23 protein-coding genes and 2 tRNA genes are annotated in these 26,547 nt (G+C 55.9%); 12 read left to right on the plus strand and 13 right to left on the minus strand.

Translation table 11 applies throughout. The annotated features are described in order from the left end of the window. The first annotated feature begins 43 nt into the window (after window positions 1-43). A tRNA-Asp gene (locus NWP14_RS26810) sits at window positions 44-120 on the plus strand. A 163-nt stretch (window positions 121-283) separates the two neighbouring features. After that, window positions 284-1,087 (plus strand): 2,5-didehydrogluconate reductase DkgB, encoded by an 804-nt coding sequence (gene dkgB, locus NWP14_RS26815; RefSeq protein WP_375216245.1) that lies wholly within the window; start codon window positions 284-286, stop codon window positions 1,085-1,087. A gap of 33 nt (window positions 1,088-1,120) precedes the next feature. Here dkgB and yafC read toward each other — a convergent pair whose 3' ends face one another. Next, window positions 1,121-2,023, minus strand: a complete 903-nt coding sequence (gene yafC, locus NWP14_RS26820) for a DNA-binding transcriptional regulator YafC (protein ID WP_375216246.1) — start codon at window positions 2,021-2,023, stop codon at window positions 1,121-1,123. A 104-nt stretch (window positions 2,024-2,127) separates the two neighbouring features. On the opposite strand from yafC, the gene NWP14_RS26825 reads away from it, so the two are divergent. From NWP14_RS26825 to NWP14_RS26835, 3 genes are all read left to right on the plus strand, one after another. Continuing rightward, on the plus strand, window positions 2,128-3,315 hold the full coding sequence (locus NWP14_RS26825) for an MFS transporter (protein WP_346432073.1): 1,188 nt from the start codon (window positions 2,128-2,130) through the stop codon (window positions 3,313-3,315). A gap of 103 nt (window positions 3,316-3,418) precedes the next feature. Further along, window positions 3,419-4,216, plus strand: a complete 798-nt coding sequence (locus tag NWP14_RS26830; RefSeq protein WP_095105790.1) for an endonuclease/exonuclease/phosphatase family protein — start codon at window positions 3,419-3,421, stop codon at window positions 4,214-4,216. Between the two features lie 84 nt (window positions 4,217-4,300). After that, window positions 4,301-5,071 carry a class I SAM-dependent methyltransferase gene (locus NWP14_RS26835; protein ID WP_375216247.1) on the plus strand — a complete coding sequence of 257 codons (771 nt, stop codon included), beginning with the start codon at window positions 4,301-4,303 and terminating at the stop codon, window positions 5,069-5,071. Between the two features lie 56 nt (window positions 5,072-5,127). Here NWP14_RS26835 and mltD read toward each other — a convergent pair whose 3' ends face one another. Both mltD and gloB read right to left on the minus strand, forming a co-directional pair. Beyond that, entirely contained in the window at window positions 5,128-6,495 is a 1,368-nt protein-coding gene (gene mltD, locus NWP14_RS26840; protein WP_095105779.1) for a murein transglycosylase D, read from the minus strand. 71 nt (window positions 6,496-6,566) lie between these two features. Continuing rightward, window positions 6,567-7,322 carry a hydroxyacylglutathione hydrolase gene (gene gloB / locus NWP14_RS26845; protein WP_375216248.1) on the minus strand — a complete coding sequence of 252 codons (756 nt, stop codon included), beginning with the start codon at window positions 7,320-7,322 and terminating at the stop codon, window positions 6,567-6,569. 33 nt (window positions 7,323-7,355) lie between these two features. On the opposite strand from gloB, the gene NWP14_RS26850 reads away from it, so the two are divergent. Continuing rightward, a complete protein-coding gene (locus tag NWP14_RS26850; RefSeq protein WP_095105785.1) occupies window positions 7,356-8,078 on the plus strand; it encodes a class I SAM-dependent methyltransferase in 723 nt (240 codons plus the stop codon). Here NWP14_RS26850 and rnhA read toward each other — a convergent pair. After that, window positions 8,075-8,653: a ribonuclease HI gene (gene rnhA, locus NWP14_RS26855; RefSeq protein ID WP_331833423.1), complete on the minus strand. Its 579-nt coding sequence runs from the start codon at window positions 8,651-8,653 to the stop codon at window positions 8,075-8,077. The genes NWP14_RS26850 and rnhA overlap by 4 nt on opposite strands. Between rnhA and dnaQ the strand changes: the two genes are divergently transcribed. Together dnaQ and NWP14_RS26865 are read left to right on the plus strand one after the other, a co-directional pair. Continuing rightward, on the plus strand, window positions 8,607-9,338 hold the full coding sequence (gene dnaQ, locus NWP14_RS26860; protein WP_095105793.1) for a DNA polymerase III subunit epsilon: 732 nt from the start codon (window positions 8,607-8,609) through the stop codon (window positions 9,336-9,338). The genes rnhA and dnaQ overlap by 47 nt on opposite strands. Window positions 9,339-9,472: 134 nt before the next feature. Continuing rightward, window positions 9,473-9,549: transfer RNA gene (locus NWP14_RS26865), tRNA-Asp, on the plus strand. 225 nt (window positions 9,550-9,774) lie between these two features. On the opposite strand, the gene fdoI is transcribed toward NWP14_RS26865, so the two are convergent. The 3 genes from fdoI to fdnG are packed head-to-tail and all read right to left on the minus strand — an operon-like array spanning window position 9,775 to window position 14,375. Next, window positions 9,775-10,413 carry a formate dehydrogenase cytochrome b556 subunit gene (gene fdoI, locus NWP14_RS26870; RefSeq protein ID WP_346432069.1) on the minus strand — a complete coding sequence of 213 codons (639 nt, stop codon included), beginning with the start codon at window positions 10,411-10,413 and terminating at the stop codon, window positions 9,775-9,777. Then, window positions 10,410-11,312: a formate dehydrogenase subunit beta gene (fdxH, locus tag NWP14_RS26875; protein ID WP_375216249.1), complete on the minus strand. Its 903-nt coding sequence runs from the start codon at window positions 11,310-11,312 to the stop codon at window positions 10,410-10,412. Before fdxH ends, fdoI begins: the two co-directional genes overlap by 4 nt. A 12-nt stretch (window positions 11,313-11,324) precedes the next feature. Then, entirely contained in the window at window positions 11,325-14,375 is a 3,051-nt protein-coding gene (gene fdnG, locus NWP14_RS26880) for a formate dehydrogenase-N subunit alpha (protein ID WP_375216250.1), read from the minus strand. A 170-nt stretch (window positions 14,376-14,545) separates the two neighbouring features. Here fdnG and NWP14_RS26885 point away from each other — a divergent pair, with 170 nt between their 5' ends. From NWP14_RS26885 to NWP14_RS26900, 4 genes are all read left to right on the plus strand, one after another. Beyond that, on the plus strand, window positions 14,546-15,454 hold the full coding sequence (locus NWP14_RS26885; protein ID WP_346432067.1) for a LysR substrate-binding domain-containing protein: 909 nt from the start codon (window positions 14,546-14,548) through the stop codon (window positions 15,452-15,454). Between the two features lie 147 nt (window positions 15,455-15,601). Beyond that, on the plus strand, window positions 15,602-16,009 hold the full coding sequence (locus NWP14_RS26890; RefSeq protein ID WP_375216251.1) for a DoxX family protein: 408 nt from the start codon (window positions 15,602-15,604) through the stop codon (window positions 16,007-16,009). A 10-nt stretch (window positions 16,010-16,019) separates the two neighbouring features. Next, window positions 16,020-16,976: a glutathione S-transferase family protein gene (locus tag NWP14_RS26895; RefSeq protein ID WP_375216252.1), complete on the plus strand. Its 957-nt coding sequence runs from the start codon at window positions 16,020-16,022 to the stop codon at window positions 16,974-16,976. Between the two features lie 11 nt (window positions 16,977-16,987). Beyond that, window positions 16,988-17,596, plus strand: a complete 609-nt coding sequence (locus NWP14_RS26900) for a prolyl oligopeptidase family serine peptidase (protein ID WP_331833652.1) — start codon at window positions 16,988-16,990, stop codon at window positions 17,594-17,596. Between the two features lie 60 nt (window positions 17,597-17,656). Here NWP14_RS26900 and NWP14_RS26905 read toward each other — a convergent pair whose 3' ends face one another. The 6 genes from NWP14_RS26905 to fadE form a co-directional block, all read right to left on the minus strand. Next, window positions 17,657-18,427: an amidohydrolase gene (locus NWP14_RS26905; protein ID WP_331833657.1), complete on the minus strand. Its 771-nt coding sequence runs from the start codon at window positions 18,425-18,427 to the stop codon at window positions 17,657-17,659. Between the two features lie 270 nt (window positions 18,428-18,697). Then, complete coding sequence (locus NWP14_RS26910) at window positions 18,698-20,047, minus strand: GntP family permease (protein WP_095105548.1); 1,350 nt, start codon at window positions 20,045-20,047, stop codon at window positions 18,698-18,700. Window positions 20,048-20,091: 44 nt separating this feature from the next. After that, window positions 20,092-22,059 carry a YjhG/YagF family D-xylonate dehydratase gene (locus NWP14_RS26915; protein WP_375216253.1) on the minus strand — a complete coding sequence of 656 codons (1,968 nt, stop codon included), beginning with the start codon at window positions 22,057-22,059 and terminating at the stop codon, window positions 20,092-20,094. An 11-nt stretch (window positions 22,060-22,070) separates the two neighbouring features. Continuing rightward, window positions 22,071-22,976 (minus strand): dihydrodipicolinate synthase family protein, encoded by a 906-nt coding sequence (locus NWP14_RS26920; RefSeq protein WP_095105551.1) that lies wholly within the window; start codon window positions 22,974-22,976, stop codon window positions 22,071-22,073. A gap of 4 nt (window positions 22,977-22,980) precedes the next feature. After that, a complete protein-coding gene (locus NWP14_RS26925; protein ID WP_375216254.1) occupies window positions 22,981-23,769 on the minus strand; it encodes an IclR family transcriptional regulator in 789 nt (262 codons plus the stop codon). 276 nt (window positions 23,770-24,045) lie between these two features. Continuing rightward, window positions 24,046-26,490, minus strand: coding sequence for an acyl-CoA dehydrogenase FadE (fadE, locus tag NWP14_RS26930; protein WP_095105554.1), 2,445 nt, complete (start codon window positions 26,488-26,490; stop codon window positions 24,046-24,048). Window positions 26,491-26,547 lie beyond the last annotated feature (57 nt).

Raw genomic sequence — 26,547 nt, forward strand, 5'->3', positions numbered from 1 at the left:
AGTAAACCGGGGCAATAAACCGGTTGTTGTAGAGAAATTCGGTGGAGCGGTAGTTCAGTCGGTTAGAATACCTGCCTGTCACGCAGGGGGTCGCGGGTTCGAGTCCCGTCCGTTCCGCCACTTATTAAAAGCCCTGAGCATTTGCTCAGGGCTTTTTCTTTTTCCATCGTACTATTGTTGCTGTTTCAGCAAAAATCCTCTGCATTTATCGATCTTTTTCCCCTCCGTCGCCTCAGCCATAATCTTCTCAATGAGTTAACACTAAGTAAAAAAGAGGAATTTTATGGCAATCCCTGCATTTGGTCTTGGAACCTTCCGTCTGAAAGATGATGTGGTTATCGCATCGGTAAAAACGGCGCTGGAACTGGGCTACCGTACGATAGATACCGCCCAGATCTATGATAATGAAGCGGCCGTTGGCCAGGCTATCGCCGAAAGCGGCGTAGCGCGTGATGAGCTGTTTATCACAACCAAGATCTGGATCGAAAACCTGAGCAAGGGCTCGCTCATTGCCAGCCTGAAAGAGAGCCTGAAAAAGCTGCGTACTGATTATGTCGATCTGACGCTGATCCACTGGCCTTCTCCGGGCGATGCCGTTGCCGTTGAAGAGTTTATGCCGGCGCTGCTGGAAGCGAAGGCGCTGGGGCTGACTCGACAGATCGGGATTTCAAACTTCACCATCCCGCTGATGGAACGCGCTATTGCTGCCGTTGGCGCCGAAAATATTGCCACCAATCAGATTGAGCTGTCTCCGTACCTGCAGAACCGCAAAGTTGTGGATTGGGCGACAGCGCGCGGTATCCATATCACGTCATATATGACGCTAGCATATGGTAAGGCTCTGAAAGACGAAGTCATTTCTGGTATTGCTGCTAAGCACAACGCAACCCCTGCGCAGGTGATTCTGGCCTGGGCTTTGGGAGAAGGCTACGCGGTGATCCCATCTTCAACGAAGCGTGAAAACCTGGCGAGCAACCTGAAAGCTCAGGATCTGCAGCTGGATGAGGAGGATCGCAAAGCGATCGCCGCGCTGGATTGCAACGATCGCCTGGTTAGCCCGGAAGGTCTTGCCCCTGAGTGGGATTAAATAATCAACCCTCTGTAGCCCTTATTTAACCTTCTACAGCTCCTTCGGGAGCTGTTTTACATGCTCGCTGAGAAAATCAATAAACGCCCTGATCCGGGTGCTGACCGCTCTGTCGCTGTAGTAAACGGCGCTAAACGGCATCTCTACCGGCAGCCGCTTGTCGGCAAGAAGCTCGACAAACTCCCCGCTCGCAATCTCCTGATTCACCATATAATCCGATAAACAGGCGATGCCGTTACCGGCAAGGCACAGCTGTTTTATGGTTTCCCCACTATTTGAGGATATCTCGCAGCTGACTTCCAGCAGCTGACCATCGCAGCAGGAGACAGGCCAGGTATTTAATGAAAGAGGCTCGGTAAAACCCAAACACTGATGATCTTTAAGGCTGGCTACATCCTGCGGCGTGCCGTGGCGGGAGAGATAGTCAGGTGAAGCGATGATTTTCCGGTAGCTGTTAAACAGCGGCCGGGCGCGGAGGCTGGAATCCGTCAAGGTACCCGCGCGGATCGCAACGTCCACCTTACGCTCAATCAGGTTGATGAAGGTTTCCGACGAAACCAGCGCGAGGGTCATTTCTGGGTAGCGTTCGCGGAAAGGCTTCACCAGCGGCATCAGGAAGTGCAACATCACCGGCGTAGCGGCATCCACTCGCAGCAATCCTCTTGGCGTAGTCCGCGTTTCCAGAAGCTCATTTTCCGCCGCCGCCATTTCCTGAAGCACCACCTGCATACGACGAAAGTAGCGTTCCCCCTCCTCGGTCAGGCTTAGCTGGCGAGTTGTCCGGTTAAGCAGGCTGACGCTAAGCTTTGATTCCAGTTTTTTCACCGCCCGGCTGACGGCGGAGTTTGCCTGTCGGAGCTGTTCCGCCGCCCGGCTAAAGCTTCCGCTTTCCACCACGGCGACAAAGATGGCAATCTCTTCTGATGTCGCTCTCATTATTGCACCTGTAGCAAAATTCTATTGAGACTTTGATAGTTTTTGTTATTTAAGCATCCCTGCATACTACGTGTCATCTTAATCCTGATGATACGGAGTAAATTATGCCACTGGCGCTACTTGCCTTAACTATCGGTGCCTTTGCGATTGGTACCACCGAGTTTGTGATTGTCGGCCTGGTGCCGACTATCGCAGAACAGCTGGCCATCTCACTGCCTTCAGCGGGTCTGCTGGTTTCTATCTACGCGCTGGGCGTGGCGATCGGAGCCCCGGTGCTGACGGCGCTGACCGGCCGCATGCCGCGCAAACAGCTGCTGCTGGCGCTGATGGTGCTGTTCACTGCCGGCAACCTGCTTGCCTGGCAGGCGCCGGGTTATGAAACGCTGATTTTCGCCCGCCTGCTTACCGGCCTGGCGCACGGCGTGTTCTTCTCGATTGGTTCTACCATTGCGACCAGCCTGGTGCCTAAAGAGAAGGCTGCATCGGCGATTGCCATTATGTTTGGCGGTCTCACCGTGGCACTGGTCACCGGGGTGCCGATCGGAACCTTTATCGGCCAGCATTTCGGCTGGCGCGAAACCTTCCTTGCGGTTTCCATTCTCGGCGTAATTGCGCTGGTGAGCAGCCTGATTCTGGTGCCGAATAATATTCCGGGGCGGGCCAGCGCCAGCCTGCGCGATCAGGTGAAGGTATTAACCCACCCGCGCCTGCTGATCATCTATGCGATTACCGCCCTGGGATACGGCGGCGTCTTCACGGCGTTTACCTTCCTCGCGCCAATGATGCAGGACCTGGCCGGGTTTAGCCCGTCAGCGGTGAGCTGGATTTTACTGGGCTACGGCGTTTCTGTGGCGATCGGTAACGTCTGGGGCGGCAAACTAGCCGACAGGCGCGGGGCGGTGCCCGCGCTGAAGATCATCTTTGCCGCGCTGGTTGCGCTGCTGCTGGTGTTCCAGCTTACCGCCAGCATCCAGTATGCTGCGCTGGCAACGGTGCTGGTGATGGGGATTTTCGCCTTCGGCAACGTGCCGGGTCTGCAGGTCTACGTCGTACAGAAAGCGGAGCAATATACGCCCGGCGCCGTAGACGTTGCCTCCGGCCTTAACATCGCCGCTTTTAACGTCGGCATCGCATTAGGCTCTATTATTGGCGGACAAACCGTAGAACGCTATGGCCTGGCCGGGACGCCGTGGATTGGCGCGGGGATTGTGTTCGCTGCGCTACTGCTGGTCGTGCTGAGCGGTCGCCTCGATAAATCTCATCCGGCAAAGGCGGTTTCCATCGCAGGATAAAGGTTTCTCGCGAATTGCATTGAAAGTGCATACGAAAGTCCCTATAACAGAATAACCGGCCGCAGTCAGGCCGGTTTCATGTTATCGAGGTTTGATGCCTAAATTGCGAAAGAATACTTATGCTATGCGCTATGTCGCCGGACAGCCTGCGGAGAGAATTTTGCCTCCGGGGTCATTTGCAAGCATTAGCCATGGATTCCCGGCAGGCGTACCTTTAAGCAGCGATGAGAAAATTCGCGTGCTGGTGTGGAATATATTTAAACAGCAGCGGGCCGAGTGGAAGTCCGTGCTGAATAATTTCGGTAAAGACGCTCATCTGGTGCTGTTACAAGAAGCACAAACGACGCCCGAGCTGGTCAGATTCGCCACGACCAACTATCTGGCAGCCGATCAGGTCCCCGCATTAGTTCTGCCTCAGCACCCATCTGGCGTCATGACGCTGGCTTCGACTCATCCGGTCTACTGCTGTCCCTTGCGCGAACGCGAACCCATTTTGCGACTGGCTAAATCGGCGTTAGTGACCGTCTATCCGCTGCCAGATATGCGTTTGCTGATGGTGGTGAACATCCATGCGGTTAACTTCAGCCTTGGGGTTGATGTCTACAGCAAGCAGCTGTTACCTATCGGCGACCAGATAGCTCATCACAGCGGCCCGGTTATTATGGCCGGTGATTTTAATGCCTGGAGCCGACCGCGCATGAACGCGCTCTATCGCTTTGCCCGAGAAATGTCGCTGCGCGAGGTTCGTTTTTCTGACGATCAGCGCCGCCGCGCCTTTGGTCGTCCGCTCGATTTTGTGTTCTACCGGGGGTTAAGCGTGCACGATGCCTCTGTGCTGGTCACGAGTGCCTCCGATCACAACCCGCTACTAGTCGAATTCAGTCCCGGCAAGCCTGATTAATTAAGGTACGTCAGGCCTGCCGTGGGGCGGGCCTGCGCAAGCAAGGTGCTGCCTTTATTATTCAAACAACCGAAGGACAACACAATGACAACACGCTCTCACCATGACAACGTCGAAAAACAGTTTGGCTCACAGGCCAGCGCTTACCTGACCAGCGCCGTACACGCCTCCGGACGCGATCTGCAGCGGCTGGCCGAGCGGCTGGCTGATTTCCCTGCTGCGCGGGTCCTCGATATGGGCTGTGGCGCCGGGCATGCCAGCTTCGCTGCGGCCGGGCAGGTGGCAGAGGTAACGGCATATGATTTATCCAGCCAGATGCTGGACGTTGTGGCGCAGGCTGCTCAGGATAAGGGGTTTTCAAATATAAAGACCCAGCAGGGCTATGCGGAAACCTTGCCCTTTGCGGCGGCCAGCTTTGAGGTGGTGATTAGCCGCTATTCTGCCCATCACTGGCACGATGTCGGCCAGGCGCTGCGTGAGGTCAAGCGCGTTCTCAAGCCGGGTGGGGTGCTGATTATTATGGACGTCATGTCACCGGGACATCCGGTTCGCGACGTATGGCTGCAAACGGTTGAAGCGCTGCGCGATACTTCTCACGTCCGCAACTATTCCAGCGGAGAGTGGCTGGCGCTGGCGAACGATGCCGGGCTGGTCACGAATAGTTTATCGACCGATCGCCTGCCGCTGGAGTTCAGCTCATGGGTGGCGCGTATGCGTACGCCGGAGGCGCTGGTGGCAGCGATTCGCCTCTATCAGGATAGCGCGTCGGCAGAGGTAAAAGCCTACTTTGCCTTACAGGACGACGGCTCCTTTACCAGCGATACCATCATGTTTGAAGCGCATAAAGCGATATAAAAAAGCGATATAAAAAGAAAAGGCACCGGGATACGGTGCCTTTTTTATCAGGTATATCAGGAATCCGGTCTGTCGCTATTTTTCACAAACAGCGTGAGCTGATCGCCCGGCTTCAGGGCATCGGTGCCGTTGTTCCAGCGCATCACATCACGAATATTCACGCCATGACGTTTTGCGATGCTCGACAGCGAGTCGCCTTTGCGTACGCGATAGGTAATGCTATCGCTGTTGTTCGCAAGACGGGTCGCGCTGCTGCCGGCGCCAACTACCAGCTCCTGGCCCGCTTTCAGCCCCGATCCGCGCAGGTTATTCCACTGCTGCAAATCTTTCGTCGACACGCCGAGACGTGAGGCGATCCCGGAAATCGTATCGCCGGAACGAACCTTATAGCTGCGGCTGGTCAACGGCGCGTTAACCGCGAGCTGCGTCGGCTGTACGGCTGCAATGTCGCCAGAGGCCAGAGATTCACGCAGCTGAGCTGCATGTTTCTGCGGCACCATTACGTAATTCGGCCCGTTCGCACCCAGGGTTGTCCCCTTTACGCCGGCATTGAATGTCTTTAGCTTGCCGACGGGCATTCCTGCCATATCGGCCAGCTGGCTGATATCAACCGGACTATCGAGGCGAACTCGCGCCAGCGCACGGCTTTCGTCTGCCGTCGGCAGCTTCACGCCATAACGCTTGCTGTTTTTGAGAATGTCGCTCAAAGCCAGCATCTTAGGTACGTAAACCTTGGTTTCCTGTGGTAATGAAAGCGACCAAAAATCAGTAGGCTTACCGCGTGATTTATTCGCTTTCATTGCCTTCAGTACCCGGCCTTCACCGCTGTTATAAGCCGCGACGGTCAATAACCAGTCGCCGTCAAACATCTTATTCAGACGCTGCATCATGTTCAGTGCCGCCGTAGTAGAGGCGACGACGTCCCGACGCGCATCGTAGCTGCGGGTCTGTTTCAAACCATAATTGCGCCCGGTGCTCGGAATGATCTGCCAGATGCCTGCGGCATTGGCGCCAGACGTTGCATGCGGGTTAAAAGCGCTCTCCACTATGGGTAGTAATACCAGTTCCATTGGCATGTTACGTTTCTTAACTTGCCCGGCTATCCAGTACATATACGGCTCTGCCCGTAAAGTTACATCGTGGAGATAGCTCTTATTACGTAAGTACTTCTGTTTCTGTTCGCGAATCCGGGTATTTTCCGGTATTCCCATCTTTAGCTCGTCGCCTATGGAAGTCCACAGATCCTGGTCTTGCGCGTAGAAGGTTCCATCATCTAACCAGCGCGCTTGACTTGTGAACTTACCTGCTTCCCCTTGACCAGCTGCAGAAAGGCTCTGTGCGTGCTGTTGAACGTTGCCATCGTGCTTAGACGACTGGCACCCCACCAGCAGGACAGAGACGAGTAAAATCGCTCGTGCCTTCATGTGTGTGTCAATAGTTGCTTAAAAGACGAGCAAGAATAACGGTGAAGTTAGCGAATGACAAGAGTTAAATGTCAGAAGTCATCTTTCTTTGACCTTAACCAGGCGAATCGCTGCGCAGAGTGTTGCAAATTTGTTTCTTTGGATATTTCTTTAATTAAATCATTGTCATCCGTGCGTAAAAATAAATTTATACGGCGCTCATTTTTCAGATTTACCGGGAGTGTCATTTGTTTTTTTGCACGTAACTCATTAACTTTATGGTAGTAATCATTTATAGCCATATCCTGTGGCAGGATACTCAGAGCAAACTTCATATTTGCTAAAGTATATTCATGTGTGCAACATACCAGCGTATCGTCGGGTAGCGCGGCTATTTTCTGAAATGATTGATACATCTGCTCTGCGGTCCCTTCAAAGAGTCTGCCGCAGCCGCCGGAAAACATTGTATCGCCACAAAATAGATAAGGTTCACTGAAGAAACAGACGTGTCCTAAAGTGTGACCTGGCGTAGAGAAAATAGAAAATTCGTGGCCTAAAACAACGACCCGATCGCCGTCGGCAACGAGATGGGTCGTTCCCTTATCCTGGGTTTCTGCCGGTCCGTAAACAACGATGTCGGGGAATGTTTCGCGCAGTTGTTTTACGCCGCCAACGTGATCGTGGTGGTGGTGGGTGAGAAAAATGGCCTCCGGCTGCCAGCCGTGTTCCGCGATTGCGGCCAGTACGGGCGCCGCTTCGCCAGGATCGACGATCAGACAGCGGCCGTTTTCCGCGCTAAGAACCCAGATGTAGTTGTCCTGAAATGCAGGAATGCTGATAAGATTCATTTATTACTCCTAAAAGCGTAGCGGAAGGTTGCGATGAAGCCGGCAAGGATATCTCAGATAGTCACAGCGCCAGAGCATTGGTCCAGTATGCCCTGGGGCGAATACTATCGCGAATCGCTGGAGCGGCAGATGAAACCGTGGCTGGCCAAGCTATATGGCTTTCATTTGCTTAAGATTGGCAATCTGAGCGCGGAAATCAATACCGAATCCTGCGCTATCTCGCATCAGGTGAACGTTTCGCTACAGGGGACGCCGATTCAGGTGAAGGCCGATCCCCTCCATCTGCCTTTTGCCGAAAAGTCGGTTGACGCCTGCCTGCTGGCGCATACCTTACCCTGGTGCAGCGATCCTCACCGCCTGCTGCGCGAAGCCGACAGGGTGTTGATTGACGACGGCTGGATAATTATGACCGGCTTTAATCCGGTGAGCCTGATGGGGCTGCGCAAGCTGATGCCGGTATTGCGTAAAACGGTGCCGTACAGCAGCCGGATGTTTACGCTAACGCGCCAGCTCGACTGGCTGGCGCTGCTCAATTTTGAGGTTCTGCACTACGGCCGCTATCAGGTGCTGCCTTGGTCCCGACACGGCGGTAAGATGCTCAGTACCCACCTACCGGCGCTGGGCTGCCTGCAGCTGATCGTGGCCCGCAAACGCACTATCCCGTTAACGCTAAATCCGCTGAAGTCGGGAAAAGCGAAGGCCCGGCTGCGTCAGACGGTAGGGGCCACGCGACAGTCGCGAAACGGGCTGAATTAACGTTCTGGCTGGTAACCGATATCGTCCTGCGTAGGGCTGGAGGCGGCAGTGCGCGCCAGCTCGTCGCAGCGTTCGTTTTCCGGATGGCCGGCGTGGCCTTTAACCCATTCCCACTTGATCTGGTGCTGACCAAGCGCGGTATCCAGGCGCTGCCACAGATCAACATTTTTGACCGGTTTTTTATCAGCCGTTTTCCAGCCGCGCTTTTTCCAGTTGTGGATCCACTGGGTGATCCCCTGACGCACGTACTGGCTGTCGGTGCTGAGTACGACTTCACACTGCTCTTTCAGCGCTTCCAGCGCAACGATAGCCGCCATCATCTCCATGCGATTATTGGTCGTAAGGTTATAACCTTCGCTAAAGATTTTTTCTTTCCCGCGATAGCGTAAAATGGCGCCGTAGCCGCCGGGTCCTGGATTACCCAGGCATGAACCGTCGGTGAAAATTTCTACCTGTTTAAGCATCTCTGGTAGACTTCCTGTAATTGACATCGATATGTAAACGGCAAGTCTGACATAAATGACTGATATGAGCACTGCAATTACGCGACAGATTGTTCTCGATACTGAAACCACTGGTATGAACCAGCTCGGTGCGCATTACGAAGGACATAAAATCATCGAGATCGGTGCGGTGGAGGTGATCAACCGCCGCCTCACCGGGAATAACTTCCACGTTTATCTCAAGCCGGACCGGCTGGTGGACCCTGAAGCTTTTGGCGTTCACGGGATTGCCGATGAGTTTCTGATGGATAAGCCGGTGTTTGCCGACGTAGTCGATGAGTTCATGGACTATATCCGCGGGGCGGAGCTGGTCATCCATAACGCATCGTTCGATATCGGCTTTATGGATTATGAGTTTGGCAAGCTAAAGCGCGATATTCCCAAAACCAATACCTTCTGCAAGGTCACCGATAGCCTGGCGCTGGCGCGGAAAATGTTCCCCGGCAAGCGTAACAGCCTCGATGCGCTGTGCTCGCGTTATGAAATAGATAACAGCAAGCGAACGCTGCACGGGGCGTTACTCGATGCCCAGATTCTGGCTGATGTCTATCTGATGATGACCGGCGGCCAGACGACGCTGGCATTTTCGACGGAAGGCGAAGGCCAGATGCAGGCAGGAGAGATAGGAATACAGCGCGTTGTTCGGGCTGCCAGCAGGCTGCGCGTCGTTTACGCCTCTGATGACGAGCTGCTAAACCATGAATCGCGGCTCGATTTGGTACAAAAGAAAGGCGGAAGCTGCCTGTGGCGGAGCTGATACGCCGCAATACGCTGTAAAAATAGGCGGGCGGGCGATTTTTACAGCAAACGGTTCAAAAGTGAAGAAAAAGCGTTGACGGAGTTAGCGGTAATCCGTAATATTCGCCTCGTTCCCAAGGGAACAGTGAAAGTGGAGCGGTAGTTCAGTCGGTTAGAATACCTGCCTGTCACGCAGGGGGTCGCGGGTTCGAGTCCCGTCCGTTCCGCCACTATTCAGGCCCATGTTATTAATTAACGTGGGCCTTTTTCATATCTGCGTTTTGTTGTACGCCATTGCCGTCTGGCTTGCGCGGTTATGACCGGTTTTATTTATGTCAGCGCCCCGGCAATCGCCGAGCAAAATAGCGCGTAACAGCATCGCTGTTTCCATCCTGTTACGCGCGGTCACTACGCTAACATTCCTGTTAGTCAGAAAATCTCTCGTATTTACTTCATCAATCTTTCGTGGCCGAAGGCTGCTTCTCTTTGACTTCGCGATACCAGCGCGGGTGATGTTTCTTCGCCCATGTTTTGCTAACCCAACCTTCCACCATCGCGGTAATGGTGCCTTTCACCCACAGGGCGGCGTAGATATGCACCATGATAACCACAATTAACGCCACTGCGGCAAATGAATGCAGCATTAACGCAAATCGGATCACCGGGATTGAGAACGCAGGCGCAAAATACGGACGCCAGATGATCACGCCGCTTATCAGCAGCAGAACCAGGAAAATAATCGCCGCCCAGAACACGCATTTCTGGCCGAAGTTATAGCGCCCGGTGTCACCTACCTCCTCGTTGACGACGATCTTACGAATATTCTTCGCCCAAAAGATATCATCCCGATTGATTAGGTTGTGATGCCAGTAGCGGAAAAACATGATGATGAACGAGGCAAACATGATCACGCCCACAAACGGGTGCAGAATTCGCGCCAGCTGCGGGGTGCCCATAATTTGCATCAGCCAGTTGAAGGACGGGAAGAAGAACCCCAGCCCGCTTATCGCCGCCAGCATGAAGCAGAAGGCGGTGACCCAGTGGTTGATTCGCTCCGGCGCCGTGTAGCGCACGATGGTGTCACGTCTTTTCATTTGCGCACCTCGTCATTCTCTTCATGCAGGTTGTCTTCTTCCTCTTCCGCACGGTTCGGACCGACGCCGACGTAGTGGAAGATGCTGGCGGCGAAGGTCGCGGCAAAGCCCACCGCCGCGAGCGGTTTCCAGATACCTTTCCAGAACTTCACGGTGGCGCTGATTTCCGGGTTCTCCGGCAGGCCGTGGTACAGATTCGGCTTGTCGGCATGATGCAGGACGTACATCACGTGCGTGCCGCCGACGCCCGCCGGATCGTACAGGCCCGCATTGTCATAACCGCGGGTTTGCAGCTCGGCGACGCGCTCGCCTGCCAGCACCTTCATATCCTCTTTGGAGCCAAAGTGGATAGCGCCGGTCGGGCAGGTCTTCACGCAGGCCGGCTCCTGGCCGACGGTAACGCGGTCGACGCACAGCGTGCACTTGTAGACGCGGTTGTCTTCCGGGTTGAGGCGCGGGACGTCGAACGGGCAGCCGGCGATGCAGTAGCCGCAGCCGATGCACTGCCCGGACTGGAAGTCGACGATACCGTTGGCATACTGAATGATAGCCCCTTCCGACGGACAGGCCTTCAGGCAGCCCGGGTCGGCGCAGTGCATACAGCCATCCTTACGGATCAGCCACTCCAGCCTGTCGTTTTGCTCCACTTCCGAGAAGCGCATCACCGTCCAGGATTTGGCGGTCAGATCGGCCGGGTTGTCGTACACCCCGACGTTGTGACCGACCTCATCACGGATATCGTTCCACTCTGAACAGGCCACCTGACAGGCTTTACAGCCGATACAGGTGGTGACGTCGATAAGCTTTGCGACCTCCTGCTGGTGGTCCCGCGCCTGAGGCGCGGGGGTGAAACCGTTAGTCGCGGAACGACGAATAATGTCTTGCGATTGATAAGCCATAAGCCGTCTCCCTTACACCTTTTCCACGTTCACGAGGAAGGCCTTGTATTCGGGAGTCTGCGAATTCGCATCGCCCACCGAAGGCGTCAGCGTGTTCGCCAGGAACCCTTTTCGGGTCACCCCCTCAAAACCCCAGTGACAGGGGATGCCGATCGTATTGACCGTACGCCCGTCGATGGTCAGCGTTTGCAGACGTTTCGTCACCACCGCTTTGGCTTTGATAAAACCGCGTTTCGAGACGATTTTGACTACGTCACCGCTCAAAATGCCTTTCTCTTCAGCCAGCTTCTCGCCGATTTCCACGAACTGCTCCGGCTGCGCGATTGCGTTCAGACGCGCATGTTTGGTCCAGTGGCGGAACAGTTCGGTGATCGAATAGGTGGTCGCCACGTACGGGAACTCATCCGCATGGCCCATATTCGCCAGATCGCCGTTAAAGATCCGCGCCACCGGGCTGGAGACCACCTTCGGGTGGAGAGGGTTAGTGCCAATCGGGGACTCTATCGGCTCATAGTGCTCAGGGAAGGGGCCATCGTTCATTTTGTTCAAGGCGAACAAACGGCCGACCCCTTCCGGGTTCATGATAAACGGCCCGACGTTGCTGTCCGGTGCCGCCTGGTTATAGTCGGCGACATCCATTCCCGCCCAGCGTTTACCGTCCCAGTGCAGCAGCGCGCGCTGCGGATCCCAAGGCTTGCCTGCCGGGTCGGCCGACGCGCGGTTATAGAGAATGCGGCGGTTAGCCGGCCATGACCAGGCCCAGCCGGGCGTACAGCCCAGCCCGTAAGGATCGCTATTATCACGATTCGCCATCTGGTTGCCCTGTTCGGTCCAGCAGCCGCAATAGACCCAGCAGTAGCTGCTGGTGGAACCATCATCCTTCAATTGTGCAAAGCTGCTGAGCTGCTGGCCTTTTTTGACGATCACCTGACCCTGGTCATCAACAATATCGCGCAGCGCTTTACCATTGGCCTCACGGGCCACCTCTTCCGGCAGCGGATCGCGGGGATCGTGGTAATCCCACGACATATTGAGGACTGGCGCCGGGTTGGCGCCGCCTTCCTGCTGATACAGTTCGCGCAGACGGGTAAACAGCCGCCCCAGAATTTTGCCGTCATGCAACGCCTCTCCCGGCGGCTCCGCTGCCGCCCAGTGCCACTGCAGCCAGCGGCCTGAGTTAGCAATCGAACCGTCCTCTTCCGCAAAGCAGGAGGACGGCAGGCGGAACACTTCGGTCTGGATATCGGCGGGGCGGACATCGTTCATTTCCCCGTGGTTTTGCCAGAAGTTGGCTGACTCCGTCACCAGCGGGTCGATGACCACCATATATTTCAGTTTTGCCAGCGCTCTGGACGACTTGTTCTTGTCGGGAAACGCCGCCAGCGGGTTAAATCCCTGGACAATATAGCCATTGATTTTTCCCTGCGTCATCAGCTCGGCCTGGGTCATCACATCGTATAGCCGGTCCCATTTCGGCAGCCAGTCATAGCCCCAGTTGTTTTCCGCCGTTGCAGCATCGCCCCAGAAGCTTTTCATCATGCTGACGAAAAATTTCGGCGTATTTTGCCAGTAGTTAACTTCATCCGCCCCTAAGGCCGCAGGGGTGATTTGCGCAATATAGGTTTGATAATCGGGCTGTTTTTCCGATGGTAGCGGCATATATCCCGGCAGATTGGTGGAGAGTAGCCCCAGGTCGGTATAGCCCTGAATATTGGAGTGCCCGCGCAGCGCGTTAATCCCGCCGCCGGCCATGCCGATATTGCCCAGCAGCAGCTGCAGCATCGCCGCGGCGCGGATGGTTTGCGCTCCCGCCGTATGGTGGGTCCAGCCGAGGGCATATAAGATCGTGGCGGTGCGATTCGCCGCGCTGGTGCTGGCCAAAAGCTGGCAAATACGCAGGAAATCGTCGATCGACGTTCCGCACAGGCGGTTGACCATTTCCGGGGTGTAGCGCTCGACATGCTGCCGCATCAGGTTCCAGACGCACCGCGGGTGGCGATAGGTTTCATCGCGTCTGGCGAAACCGTTCTCATCCAGCTCGTAGTTCCAGCTGGTTTTATCGTACTGGCGTTGTTCAGGATCAAAACCGCTGAACAGCCCGGCATCGAAAGCATAGTCTTCACGCACGATCATGCTGGCATTGGTGTAGTGGCGCACGTACTCGTGCTGCACCCGATCGTGCGCGATCAGATAGCGAATGACGCCAAGCAGGAAGGCGCTGTCGGAACCGGCGCGGATCGGCGCGTACAGGTCGGCTACCGCCGCGCTGCGGTTAAAACGCGGATCCACGACGATGACCGTCGCATTATTCTTAATTTTGGCTTCGATAACCCATTTAAAGCCAACCGGATGCGCTTCCGCCGCATTGCCGCCCATAATCAGCACGACGTTGGCGTTTTTAATATCCACCCAGTTGTTGGTCATCGCCCCGCGGCCAAAGGTCGGCGCCAGCGCCGAGACCGTCGGGCCATGGCAAAGACGCGCCTGGCAGTCAATCGACACCATCCCCAGCGCGCGGGTAAATTTGCCGTCAAGGATCCCGGTCTCATTACTCGCCGCCGAAGAGCACAGCATGCTGGTTGAGGTCCAGCGGTTAACGGTGACGCCCTGGGCGTTCTTTTCGATAAAGTGGGCGTCGCGGTCGTCTTTCATTAACCGCGCGATACGATTAATCGCCTCGTCCCAGCTGATGCGCGTCCATTTATCCGCCCCCGGCGCCCGATATTCGGGATAACGCAGACGGTTTTCGCTATGGATATAGTCCAGCACTCCGGCGCCTTTCGGGCACAAAGAGCCGCGGCTCACAGGATGATCGGGATCGCCTTCAACGTGGTAAATACTTTCACGCACGTTCTTCGCGTTATCCCCAAGGCTATACATGAGGATGCCGCAGCCCACCGAGCAGTAGGTGCAGTTATTACGGGTTTCTTTGGATTTTAATAGTTTATATTGACGCGTCTCGGCGTTAGCGGAAAACGCAGGGAGAAAACCAAGCGATGCTACGGTTGTCCCTGCCATCCCACCCACGCAGATGCGAAAGAACTGCCTGCGACTGAGCTCCATTGTATCTCCAGCTTAAACTTAAGACAGGAAAAAGGTGCAGCAATTATAAGGTTATTTTGCGGGGCTGCGCCAGAAAACCGGCGTATTAATGCTGTGACCGCGAGCACAGCTAGGCTCATCCGAGGCATTTTGCTATGGTGGCGTTTTCAAAAAAGAGTGGGAAACGCTTTATGGAACGGCTGGATTGCGATCGAATGTTCGTTGCGGTAATGGAAACCAGCAGTTTTACCAATGCCGCCCAGCGCTGCGGAACCAGCCACGGCCAGGCCTCCAAGCTGATTTCCCGCCTTGAAAGCGACCTTGGCGTACAGCTGTTAAGGCGCAGCACTCGTTCGCTCACCCCCACCGACGTCGGGCTGGCCTACTATCAACGTATCCGCCAGCTGTTAATTGACTACGATGAGCTCAACGACTCGGTGCGCACGCTCTCCAACGCCCCATCCGGGCAGCTGCGCATCTCCGCGCCGGTGAGCTTTGGCTCCACTCAGCTGGCTCCCCACCTGGTCACCTTCGCCCGTCGCTATCCGGATATCGAGCTGGATGTCAGTTTTTCCGACCGCCTGGTGAATGTGGTAGATGAAGGTTTCGATCTCGCCTTGCGTATCGGCAATTTGACCGATAGCACGCTGCTCGCCCGTCGCCTGTGCCCGATACGTAGCGTGGTGGTGGCGTCTCCGGATTACCTGGCCGCTAACGGCGAGCCCCAACGTTGGGACGCTCTGAGCCAGCACGCGCTGATTGTCGATACCAACTTTCGCGATCCCTGGAACTGGCCCTTCCTCGATGAACAGCAGCAGCTCCACACGCAGCCGGTGTACGGCAAGCTGAAATTCTCCAATGCCGAGGTTTGTCTTGCCGCCGCCTGCGCCGGATTGGGGATTGCCCGTTTACCGTTCTTTATTGCCCGAAAAGCGCTGGATGAGCGGCGGGTCGTTTCGCTGCTGGCGCCATATGAAGCCCCGCCGCTGGCGCTGTTTGCGGTATTTCCGCCTGCCCGCTATCTGGCGCACAAATCGCGGGTGATGATCGATTTCCTCGTCGAGGCCTTTTCTGCCGAGGAAGAACGGGCGCGGTGCTGATGATTATTTCCATTATGGAAATAAGTATGCCCATTTTGACGGGATAATCAGGCCCACAAAATATTGTACAGTCCTCTTACTTAAGGTCGTTTCCCCGCCGCCATCGTTGCGCAGGAAGAGATGCTAATCACCCAAGAGGATTTCACCATGATTGATCAACGTACCACTCCCTATGCCGCTCTGGTCATGCGCCTGGCGCTCGGCATCCTGTTTCTGGCGCACTTCGGCCTGAAATTCTTCGCCTTCACCCCCGCGGGCACCGCAAAATTCTTCGCCTCGCTTGGCCTTCCGGGCTGGCTGGCCTATATCACGATGGCCGTTGAATTCTTTGGCGCTATCGCCCTGATCCTCGGCATCTATACGCGTATCGTGGCCGTGGTGCTGATCCCCATTTTACTCGGCGCGATCTTCACGGTGCACGGTTCGGCCGGGTTTTTCTTTACCAACCCGAACGGCGGCTGGGAATTCCCCGCTTTCTGGATCGTTGGCCTGATCGTGCTGGCGCTCACCGGGGGCGGTAAATACGCGTTAAAACCGACGCCGCTGAAATCGTAACGGGGGTTTTATGCTGATTGATGGAAAATGGACCGCCGACTGGCACCCGGTGCAGGCGACCGATAAAAAAGGCGGTTTCCTGCGCCAGACCTCGAGCTTTCGCCACTGGGTCACGCCGAACGGTGAGCCGGGGATCACCGGCAGCGGCGGGTTTCAGGCCGAGCCGGATCGCTACCACCTGTACGTTGCGCTGATCTGCCCGTGGGCATCGCGTACGCTAATCGCCCGCCGGCTGAAAGGGCTGGAGGCGGTGGTCAGCGTATCTGTGGTTGAGCCCTGGCTGCTCAACGAAGGCTGGCATTTTGGCGACTATCCCGGCGCTAACCGCGATACGCTGAATAACGTCGAGTGGCTGCATCAGCTCTATACCCGGGCGGACCCGACCTTTACCGGGCGCGCCACGGTCCCGGTGCTGTGGGACAAAAAGACCGCCACCATCGTGAACAACGAGTCCGCCGATATCGTACGGATGTTTAACAACGGCTTCGGCGAACTGGCGGACAGCCGCATCGATCTATATCCGCAGGCGCTGCGCGAAGAGATCGACCGGCTCAATAGCGATATTTATCCGAAGCTCAATAACGGCGTGTATCGCGCCGGATTCGCCACCACCCAGGAGAGCTATCAGGAAGCGGTCAATGATGTTTTCTCGATGCTGGACTGGCTCGAACAGCACCTATCGACGCGCGATTTTTTGAGCGGCGAGACGCTGACCGAGGCGGATATTCGTCTTTTCGTCACCCTGATTCGTTTCGATGCGGCGTACCACGGCCTGTTCAAATGCAATCTTCGCCGGCTGGCGGAATACCGCAACCTCGATCGTTATCTTGGCGCTCTGCTGGCCATTCCGGGCGTTCGCGAAACGGTGAATATCGACCATATTAAGCAGGGCTACTACTCCATCAAGGCGCTGAACCCAAACGGGATTGTGCCTGCAGGGCCGGATCTGAGCGGTTACGGACTTTAAGCGAGCCAGAGATGAAAAAACTGATTATTTTGCTACACGGCGTCGGCAGCAGCGGCGACGATTTAGAGGGCCTCGGCCACTTCTGGCGTCAGCAGCTTCCCGGCGTGACGATCGCGACCCCTAACGGCACGGCCAGCTTTGATATGGGGCCGGGCTACCAGTGGTTCAGCCTCAACGGCATCAGCGACGCCACGCGGCCGGAGCGGATTGCCGGCGCGCGCCGCGCCTTTCGTGCCAGCATTGAGGCGATTATCAGCCAACATCAGCTCTCGCCTGGCGAAGATCGGCTGGTGCTTGCCGGCTTCTCTCAGGGGGCCATTATGACCCTCGATGCGCTGGTCAGCGGAGCGTTTCCGCTCACCGCCGCGATCTCGTTTTCCGGCCGTCTGGCCTCCCCGGCGCCGTGGCAAGCCAATAACGGGACGCCGACTTTGCTGGTCCATGGCGTCAACGATCCGACGATCGCTATCCGCGAAAGCGAAACCGCCGCACAAAAACTCGCCGCTATCGGTGTCGATGTCGATACTTATTTCGAACCCGGCGTCGGTCATACCATTACCGCGAATGGCGCCAGAAAAGCGGCGCAATTTTTAGCGCCGCTGCTGGACTCTGACCACTAGAACTAGACGCCGTTGCGTAATGATTGCGTCGGCGAAATAAAACGGATGGGGGAGTGGAAATTAATCCAGGCTAAACGGATCGGCATCCTGCCAGGCGGGGAATTTTTCACGATACTCGTTGAGCGCGGTGAGCGACAGCTCCGCGTCGAGGCGCGTGGCCTGGTGAGGTTCCGCCGTTGCCAGAATCTCTCCCTGGGGGCTGATAATGCGGCTGTCGCCCCGATAGTGGTGGCCATTACCGTCGGTACCGACCCGATTGCAACCGGCGACGTAGGCCTGGTTTTCAATTGCCCGGGCTACCAGCAGCGACTGCCAGTGCAGCGAGCGCGGCGCCGGCCAGTTGGCCACGTACAGCGCTAAATCGTAGTCGTTATGGTTGCGTGACCATACCGGGAAGCGCAGGTCGTAGCAGACCAGCGGCAGGATCCGCCAGCCGCGCCACTCGAAAACGACCCGCTCGTCGCCCGCCGTATAATGATGATGCTCTTCGGCCATCCGGAACAGGTGCCGCTTATCATAAAAATGGCTTTTACCGCCGGGCTCCACCAGCAGGAAGCGGTTAACCGGGCCGCGTTCGGTTTGTAGCGCAGCGCTACCCGCAATAAGGGCATTGGTCTGCACCGCTTTCGCCAGCATCCAGTCAATGACCTCTTCCTGCGGCAGCGACTGTTTAGCGGCTTCCATGGCAAAACCGGTTGTAAACATTTCCGGCAAAACAATCAGGTCACGCCCGCTGACACCTTCCAGCTGGCGATCGAAATGGCGCAGGTTGGCGGGACCGTCCATCCACACCAGCGGTTGTTGCAATAGCGTAATTTTCAGGCCAGGCACGGTGGTGAACTCCATTATCATTAGGCTGTTATAGTCACTTTAACACCATATCAGTCTCTGGATAGTCAGCGGAATATTTTGTTAAAAAAATGCTAATGCTGGAAACGATTTGTGCGGGAAAGAGGCCGCCAGAGTTACAAGGGCGTGGGGGGCTGAAAGCCGCAAAGACGGGCCGGCGCGGATTTATGCACGCGGCCAGGGGCGTACCCCGTAAACCCTGGCCCGCGAGGGGGAGTTTAAGGGGCACTGCGTGAAGCATGGCCGCGTGGCTTAAATCGCCATGCTGGCCAGCAGAATAAAGATCAGGCCGCAAAGGGATAGCATTGTAGACATTAGCGTCCAGGACAGTAGGGTTTCCTTGATGGTCAGGCCGAAGAAATCCTTTATCATCCAGAAGCTTGCGTCATTGACATGGGAGCAAATGCAGGAGCCTGCGCCCGTCGCAAGAGTAATCAAGGCCAGGTTTGTGTTTGGGTGTGCAGACAGCAAAGGGATCACCAGGCCGGCGGTGGAGATGGCGGCAACCGTTGCGGAGCCCAGACAAATCCTCAGAAAGGCCGCCACTCCCCAGGCCATCAGAATGGGGTTGATATCCGTGCCTGCCACCAGCGTCGAAATATACTGGCCGACGCCAGAATCAATCAGCACCTGTTTGAATGCGCCGCCGCCGCCGATAATCAATAACAGACCGGCAATGCCTGCAATTGCTTTCCCGCAGGAGTCCATCAGTTCCGGGATCGTTTTTCCTCTCCCGAGACCCATCGCCCAAATGGCGAACAGCAGCGAAATCAGCATCGCGATCGTCGAGTTTCCCAAAAACAGGAACACGGAATAGAGCATACCGGGGTCGCCTGCGTCTTTTGGCCGGACCATTTGCATAATGGTGACCAGAGCCATCAGGATCACCGGCAGCATGGCGGTCAGAAAACTTATCCCAAACCCCGGCATTTCGCTTTCGGTAAAGCTCTTTGTCGCCCCAAGGGAAGCAATGTTGCCTTCTTTGGTAAATGCCTCCGGGATCAGCCGTTGGCATACTTTATTCAGCAGCGGGCCACAGAGAATAAAGGTTGGAATGCCCACGATGATGCCATAAATCAGCACGACGCCAACATCTGCGCCATATTCTCTGGCGATGACGGTAGGGCCGGGATGCGGCGGCAGAAAACCGTGCGCCACTAACAAACCCGACAGCATCGGTACGCACATATACATCGGTGATATTTTAGCTTCCCTGGCGATGGCGAATAAAATCGGTACCAGCAGAATTAAACCGACTTCGAAAAATAGCGCGATACCGACAATAAATGCCGAAGTTACTACCGCCCAGTCCAGCCTTTTGACACCAAAATAGTTCAGCATGGTCAATGCAATACGCTGCGCGCCGCCGGCATCGGATAATAACCGTCCCAGCATTACGCCAAAACCGAATATCAAGCCGATATGACCCAGGGTGCCGCCCAGCCCGGATTCGACAGAAGCGACGACCTTATTCAGCTCCATGCCGCTGGCAATAGCTACGGCCAGCGAGACAATAATTAATGAAACAAAAGTATTGAGTTTTATTTTTATGGTTAAAAGCAGGAGTACAGCGATACCTGCCACAACAATTAATAGTGGCATAACGTCCTCTCATTAATAATGTAATAATGGTTTTAATTATTTCTTCAGGATTTAGTCATCTGCTGGTGCAATGCAGCGCTTATTTTATTAACGTCATAGATGCAGCCGCGCCAGGTTCCGCCGCTTACCGCCTGGAGCATCGCCCAGAGTTGGGTATCATCTGGTAAATCAGGATCGGGCATTAAATCAGGGTGGCTGCTTCTGCCGTTTAATATAACGCTAGCCTCCTCGCGTGAGGGGAGTTCCTGAGCGTTAGCGAGACCCAGGAAATTGACTTCTCCCTGGAGTTGTTTGCAGTCAATTTTAATTTCAATGAGATCCCCGGTGCGTAATTTCCCGATGGCGCCGCCTGCCAGTGCCTCCGGCCCAACGTGGCCAATACAGGCGCCGGTGGAAACGCCGGAGAACCGGGCGTCGGTAATAAGCGAAACATGCTTCCCATAGGATAAATGCTTCAGCGCGCTGGTAACCTGATACGTTTCCTCCATTCCGGTGCCGGATGGCCCTACGCCGATAATAACCAGAATATCGCCCGCTTTAATTTTGTCGTGTTTGATATCATAAATGGCGGTTTTCTCCGAGAGGTACACTTTCGCCACGCCCTGATGATAATAAATACCCTCTTCATTAATGACCGAGGGGTCGATGGCCGTGGATTTTATGACCGAGCCCTCCGGAGCGATATTTCCGACCGGGAAGGTAATCGTGGAGGTTAACCCGCGTTTTTGCGCCTGCTGCGGAGACATGATGACCTCCTGGGGATCAACCTGCTCCTGACTGAGCAGCAGATTTTTAAATATCTGCCGACGCTCGGAGCGCTCCCACCAGTCGAGATTTTCCCCTAGCGTCTTGCCCGTGACGGTAATGACATCCTCATGCAGAAGACCCAGCTGGCGCAGATGCAGCATCACTTCAGGTACGCCGCCAGCCATAAAGGCCCGTACGGTTGGGTGATAAACCGGGCCATTGGGCAGTACGCTGACCAGGCGCGGCACCTGTTTATTAATGCGTATCCAGTCCTCCACCGTCGGAATATGGCAGCCCGCCTGATGGGCAATCGCCGGGATGTGCAGCAGGAGATTGGTGGAGCCGCCAAATGCCGCATGGACCATCATGGCGTTTTCAATAGCGCGATCGGTGAGGATATCCTTCGTCGTGATGCCCTTCTGGCTCAGCAGCAGCGCGGCCCGCGCTGATGCCCTGGCGATCTCCGTCCAGACCGGTTCGCCCGAAGGCGCCAGCGCAGAATGCGGAATAGCGAGGCCGAGGCCTTCAGCGACGACCTGCGAGGTGCCTGCGGTTCCGAGGAACTGGCAGCCGCCACCCGACGAAGCGCAGGCCTGACAGCCCGCCCGACGAGCGCCCTGCAGCGACAATTCGCCGTTGGCAAAGCGCGCGCCGATAGTCTGCACCTTGCCGTTATCTTCGCCATGTAAAGCAGGCAGCGTGGCCCCGCCGGGGATCAATACCGTCGCTTTATCATGCTGCGATGCCAGCGCCATCATGGTGGCGGGCAGCCCTTTATCGCAGGTTGCCACGCCGATCACCGCTTTAACTCCCGGCAGGGAACGGATCAGGCGGCGCATCACCATAGAGGCATCATTGCGATAAGGTAATGAATCGAACATGCCGGTGGTGCCCTGCGTGCGTCCGTCGCAGGGATCGGAGACATACACCGCGTAAGGCAGCGCGTGATGGTTTTTGATGACCTCCGCCGCTGCTTTCATCTGGATATCCAGCTCGTAATGTCCCTGATGAAGCGCCAGCGCGACGGGTTTGCCGTCCGGCCCGCGCAGCCCGCCCAGCGTGCTAAGCAGCAGGATACCGTCCTGATTCAGCTCATCCGGCGACCAGCCCATCCCGGCATTCATGGTCATGCCAAAAATATCGCCGCTAGGGCGGTTGATTAACATATCCGGGGTCAGCGGCAGCTCGCCCTGCGGACCCGGCGCATGGGTTCTGACGCGGTAGATATCCGGGTTATCGCTAGCAAAAATATCGTCAATGGACATCGAATGCCTCCTCATGATTTTAAAATGCCCTGCGAGGCCAGCAGCTCGCGCACCCGCGCCTTTGCCTCTTCCGACGCATCCAGAATCGGCGGCAGGCAATAGGTATTTACCGGCAGCCCCACACGCTGCATGGCATATTTGATGAGGGAGACAAACGGTGTTTCCAGGGCGTAAATAGCCGGTAGCTGCAGCAATTTTTTATTGAGCGTCGCCGCTGTCGCGAGATCGCCATCTTGCCAGGCGCTAAAAATGCCTACGGACAGTTCCGGCGCGAAGTTTGCGCTGGCGGTAATAGCGCCATCCCCGCCCAGCAGCAGGTTATTGAGTAAATGGTCGTCGAAGCCGCAGAACACGGAGAACTCGGGGCGCACGGCTTTGACGGTGTTGATCATCGCCCGCAGGTGGCCGACGCTGTCGATAGTGTCTTTAATACCGACGATGTTTTCATTTTGCAGCACCAGCCGTTTGACGATATCAGGGGTGAGATCCTGGCCGGTGAGGTCCGGGAAGTTATAAACGATCGCCGGCAGGCGAACGCTGCTGGCGATGCGATGGTAATAGTCGTCCAGATTGCTGGCGGCAACTTTCCAGTAATAGGGGTTAATAATAACGATGCCGTCCGCGCCGCAGGCTTCGGCGTGTTTTGCCAGTTTGACCGCTTCGTCAGTGGAGGGGGAGCCAACGCCAATTAATACCGGAACGCGTCCGCCAACCGCCGCGATTGCCGCCTCGGCGAAGTCCATCCTTTGCCCGGCGTTCATCTGACTAAATTCACCGCCGGTTCCCAGATAAAACAAGCCGTCGACGCCTTTCTTAATAAGAAAATCGGCGACTTGCGTTAAGGCCGTTTTATCAATGTTGCCGTCGCTATCGAGCGTCGTGGAGACCGGTGGAATAATTCCCCTGAATTTTTTCATTAGATCAATTTCCTTTTCTTAAATATTCATTTTCGTTTCTATAACCCAGACCATGCGAGATCTGATCGGCGCATTGCCTGAGCAGTTCGAGATAACCATCGATCCTCTTTCCCGAATAAACTATCGGGTCTCCCGATAATGAAATTGCATAATTCACGCGATGATACATATCGAAAATAGGCATGCTCAGGCATACCGCCCCGTAGGTTGATTCTTCATTATCTATCGCCCATCCCCTGAGGCGGGTTTTCTGTAGCTCTTCACGAAATAACTTTTTATCGGTGAAGGTATTTTGCGTGTGCTTTTTCAGAATTAAGGCATCGAGAAAATAATCCATCTCTTCTCGCGGCTTCCAGGCCAGCAGCGCCTTACCGAGCGCGGTGATATGCAATTCTAATTTTTTACCGATCCAGCTTTTTTTAGTCGGCACGGAATCCGGGCTCTCGACTTTATCCAGGTAAATGGCGGAATAACTCTCCATTGCCCCTAAATGGCAGACCAGTCCGCTTTTCAACGAAAGCTCCTGCATCGGGCGCTTCGTCACCTCGAATATGTTTTTCCGGTGCAGCGACTGGCATCCAAGCTCGTAATTTTTTATGCCAAGCGAGTATTGATTACGCTCGCTTTTTATTAAAAAGCCGCAATCGACCATGGCATTTAATAAATTCAGCAGGCTACTTTTCGGGTAATGAAATTCTTTTAGCAGCTCCATAAAACTGGCCGCTCCGACATATGCAATGTAGGTCAGAATTTTTTCTGCCCGGATTAATGAATTACATCCTTTACCGCCCATAACGGCTCCCGTTTCTCGTTGATATAAAGCCTATCCACTCTGGAAAGCGGAAAATACGCCTTGTTCAGCAGGCTGAACCGAGTTACAGGGGGGAAACGTGATCCACGTAGGTATTTTAATTATTGAGCGGGAATTTGCTGCGCGTGGCGCTGGCCGATTGGCAGCCTATGGCGCTAATGCGGGAAATGATTTGTGCGAAGCCGGAGGGCAAAGCGGAGTAAAAAAAAGAGGCGGAGGAAAGCCCCCGCCCCGATCGTGATGTGATTAATTTACTCTTCAGGCCGCTTCAATCTTGCGGACTTTCTCCGGCAGCTTTACCGGCCGGGTGGCCAGCTCATCCGGGGCGAAGTCGTCAACGTTGATGCTGCGCAGGCGGCTGGTTTCGGCTCGGGTAAGAATAGCGGCTTCATCCTGATTGATTAACCCTTTAGCCAGCGCATTGCCGGCCAGTTCATCAAGGCGCGTGAACGGCAGGTTTTTGCCCAGCTCTTTGCAGATACGCTGGTGAATCGGGTCGGCGGCCATCACGTCCAGCAGCGCCTCTTCCAGCAGGCCGACCGGGTTGTGCTCGCTCGGGGTCAGGTACTGGCCACGGCCAATACGCGAACGCGTTGCGCTCGGGATCTGCAGGATTTTTGCGACCTTATGGTCCAGCTTATCGGACGGCGCGTCGTAGTGGCGGCCGGTCGGGAAGATGGCAACGCGCAGGACGCCTGCGACAAAGCGGTTCGGGAAGTTTTTCAGCAGGTCGTCGATGGCCTGCTCAGCCTGATACAGCGCATCCTGAACGCCCCAGTGAACCAGCGGCAGATCGGCTTCGTTACGCCCCTCATCGTCATAGCGTTTCAGCACCGCAGAGGCGAGGTAAAGCTGGCTTAACACATCGCCCAGCCGCGCGGAAATACGCTCGCGGCGCTTCAGGCTGCCGCCAAGAACGGCCATTGAGACGTCGGACAGCAGCGCCAGGTTCGCGCTCAGGCGGTTCATATGCTGGTAGTAACGGCGGGTCGCGTCGCGGGTTGGCGTGCCGCTGGTCAGCCCACGGGTCAGGCCCAGCCAGAAGCTACGGACCTTATTGCTGCCGACGTGACCGATGTGTTTGAACAGCAGCTTGTCGAAAGCGTTAACGTCGTTATTCTGCGCGGCGGCCATTTCGTCCAGCACGTACGGATGGCAGCGGATTGCGCCCTGACCGAAGATCATCATGCTGCGGGTCAGAATGTTGGCGCCTTCGACGGTGATGGCGATCGGCGCCCCTTGATAGGCGCGGGCGAGGAAGTTGCCTTCACCAAGCATGATGCCTTTCCCGCCGGTGATATCCATTGCGTCGATGATTGAACGCTGGCCGCGGTGGGTGCAGTGGTACTTCACGATAGCTGACAGAACCGCCGGCTTCTCACCGAGCATGATGCCGTAAGTAATCAGCGACGCGGCGGCGTCCATCACGTAGGCGTTACCGGCGATACGCGCCAGCGGCTCTTCGATGCCTTCCATTTTACCGATGGAGATCTTGAACTGGCGGCGGATATGGGCGTAGGCGCCGGTGGCCATCGCCACGGACTTCAGGCCGCCGGTGGCGTTTGACGGCAGGGTGATCCCGCGACCGACGGACAGGCACTCCACCAGCATCCGCCAGCCCTGACCAGCCATCGTTGGGCCGCCGATGATGTAGTCGATAGGGACAAAGATATCTTTACCCTGGGTCGGTCCGTTCTGGAACGGTACGTTAAGCGGGAAGTGGCGGCGGCCAATTTCAACGCCAGGAGTCGAGGTTGGGATCAGCGCACAGGTAATACCCAGCTCCTCTTCTCCCCCCAGCAGGCGGTCAGGGTCGGAGAGTTTAAACGCCAGCCCCAGGACGGTCGCGATAGGCGCCAGCGTAATGTAGCGCTTGTTCCAGGTCAGGCGCATGCCCAGAACCTGCTCGCCCTGCCATTCGCCCATGCACACCACGCCGGTATCCGGAATGGCGCCGGCGTCGGAGCCCGCTTCCGGGCTGGTCAGCGCAAAGCAGGGGATCTCCTGACCACGCGCGAGGCGCGGCAGATAGTGATTTTTCTGTTCATCGGTACCGTAATGCTGCAGCAGTTCGCCCGGGCCTAAAGAGTTGGGCACGCCCACGGTGATCGCCAGGATCCCGGAAACGCCGGACATTTTTTGCAGCACGCGGGACTGAGCGTAGGCGGAGAACTCCAGGCCGCCGTACTCTTTCTTAATGATCATCGCAAAGAAGCGATGCTCTTTCAGATAGGCCCACAGCTGCGGAGGCAGGTCTGCCATTTCGTGGGTAATTTCGAAATCGTTCGCCATGCGGCAGGCTTCTTCCACCGGGCCGTCGATAAACGCCTGCTCTTCGGCGGTCAGGCGCGGCTGCGGATAGTTATGCAGCTTTTGCCAGTCCGGGTTGCCGCGAAACAGATCGCCTTCCCACCAGGTGGTTCCCGCGTCGATAGCTTCTTTTTCCGTCCGCGACATCGGCGGCATCACCTTGCGGAACGCGCGGAACGCGGGCGCTGAAAAAATAGATTTACGCATCGGCGCAAAGTTAAACGGCAGCAGAACGATCGCTAACGGCAGTAGCAGCCAGATATTCCACAGCCCGGCCACGCTAAGGGCGGCGGTCCAGGCGAGCAAAATCACGCTGCTGAGCAGGAGATTGATTCGGTGATAGAAGAGCGCACCGAGTAGAACAACGGTTGCAACAATACTCAAAATCATCATAACGAAATGCTCCCTGTCTTGTAGGAGGTCTGACCACTTGTGATGATATGGTTGTAG

It is taken from the genome of Klebsiella sp. C349492 (assembly GCF_042055345.1).
Taxonomy (GTDB): Bacteria; Pseudomonadota; Gammaproteobacteria; order Enterobacterales; family Enterobacteriaceae; genus Klebsiella; species Klebsiella scottii.

Excerpts from the sequence above, each read along its gene's own strand:
- dkgB (WP_375216245.1), top strand. The coding sequence starts at position 284 with ATGGCAATCCCTGCATTTGGTCTTGGAACCTTCCGTCTGAAAGATGAT.
- yafC (WP_375216246.1), bottom strand. The coding sequence starts at position 2,023 with ATGAGAGCGACATCAGAAGAGATTGCCATCTTTGTCGCCGTGGTGGAA.
- NWP14_RS26825 (WP_346432073.1), top strand. The coding sequence starts at position 2,128 with ATGCCACTGGCGCTACTTGCCTTAACTATCGGTGCCTTTGCGATTGGT.
- NWP14_RS26835 (WP_375216247.1), top strand. The coding sequence starts at position 4,301 with ATGACAACACGCTCTCACCATGACAACGTCGAAAAACAGTTTGGCTCA.
- mltD (WP_095105779.1), bottom strand. The coding sequence starts at position 6,495 with ATGAAGGCACGAGCGATTTTACTCGTCTCTGTCCTGCTGGTGGGGTGC.
- gloB (WP_375216248.1), bottom strand. The coding sequence starts at position 7,322 with ATGAATCTTATCAGCATTCCTGCATTTCAGGACAACTACATCTGGGTT.
- NWP14_RS26850 (WP_095105785.1), top strand. The coding sequence starts at position 7,356 with ATGAAGCCGGCAAGGATATCTCAGATAGTCACAGCGCCAGAGCATTGG.
- dnaQ (WP_095105793.1), top strand. The coding sequence starts at position 8,607 with ATGAGCACTGCAATTACGCGACAGATTGTTCTCGATACTGAAACCACT.
- fdoI (WP_346432069.1), bottom strand. The coding sequence starts at position 10,413 with ATGAAAAGACGTGACACCATCGTGCGCTACACGGCGCCGGAGCGAATC.
- fdxH (WP_375216249.1), bottom strand. The coding sequence starts at position 11,312 with ATGGCTTATCAATCGCAAGACATTATTCGTCGTTCCGCGACTAACGGT.
- fdnG (WP_375216250.1), bottom strand. The coding sequence starts at position 14,375 with ATGGAGCTCAGTCGCAGGCAGTTCTTTCGCATCTGCGTGGGTGGGATG.
- NWP14_RS26885 (WP_346432067.1), top strand. The coding sequence starts at position 14,546 with ATGGAACGGCTGGATTGCGATCGAATGTTCGTTGCGGTAATGGAAACC.
- NWP14_RS26890 (WP_375216251.1), top strand. The coding sequence starts at position 15,602 with ATGATTGATCAACGTACCACTCCCTATGCCGCTCTGGTCATGCGCCTG.
- NWP14_RS26895 (WP_375216252.1), top strand. The coding sequence starts at position 16,020 with ATGCTGATTGATGGAAAATGGACCGCCGACTGGCACCCGGTGCAGGCG.
- NWP14_RS26900 (WP_331833652.1), top strand. The coding sequence starts at position 16,988 with ATGAAAAAACTGATTATTTTGCTACACGGCGTCGGCAGCAGCGGCGAC.
- NWP14_RS26910 (WP_095105548.1), bottom strand. The coding sequence starts at position 20,047 with ATGCCACTATTAATTGTTGTGGCAGGTATCGCTGTACTCCTGCTTTTA.
- NWP14_RS26915 (WP_375216253.1), bottom strand. The coding sequence starts at position 22,059 with ATGTCCATTGACGATATTTTTGCTAGCGATAACCCGGATATCTACCGC.
- NWP14_RS26920 (WP_095105551.1), bottom strand. The coding sequence starts at position 22,976 with ATGAAAAAATTCAGGGGAATTATTCCACCGGTCTCCACGACGCTCGAT.
- NWP14_RS26925 (WP_375216254.1), bottom strand. The coding sequence starts at position 23,769 with ATGGGCGGTAAAGGATGTAATTCATTAATCCGGGCAGAAAAAATTCTG.
- fadE (WP_095105554.1), bottom strand. The coding sequence starts at position 26,490 with ATGATGATTTTGAGTATTGTTGCAACCGTTGTTCTACTCGGTGCGCTC.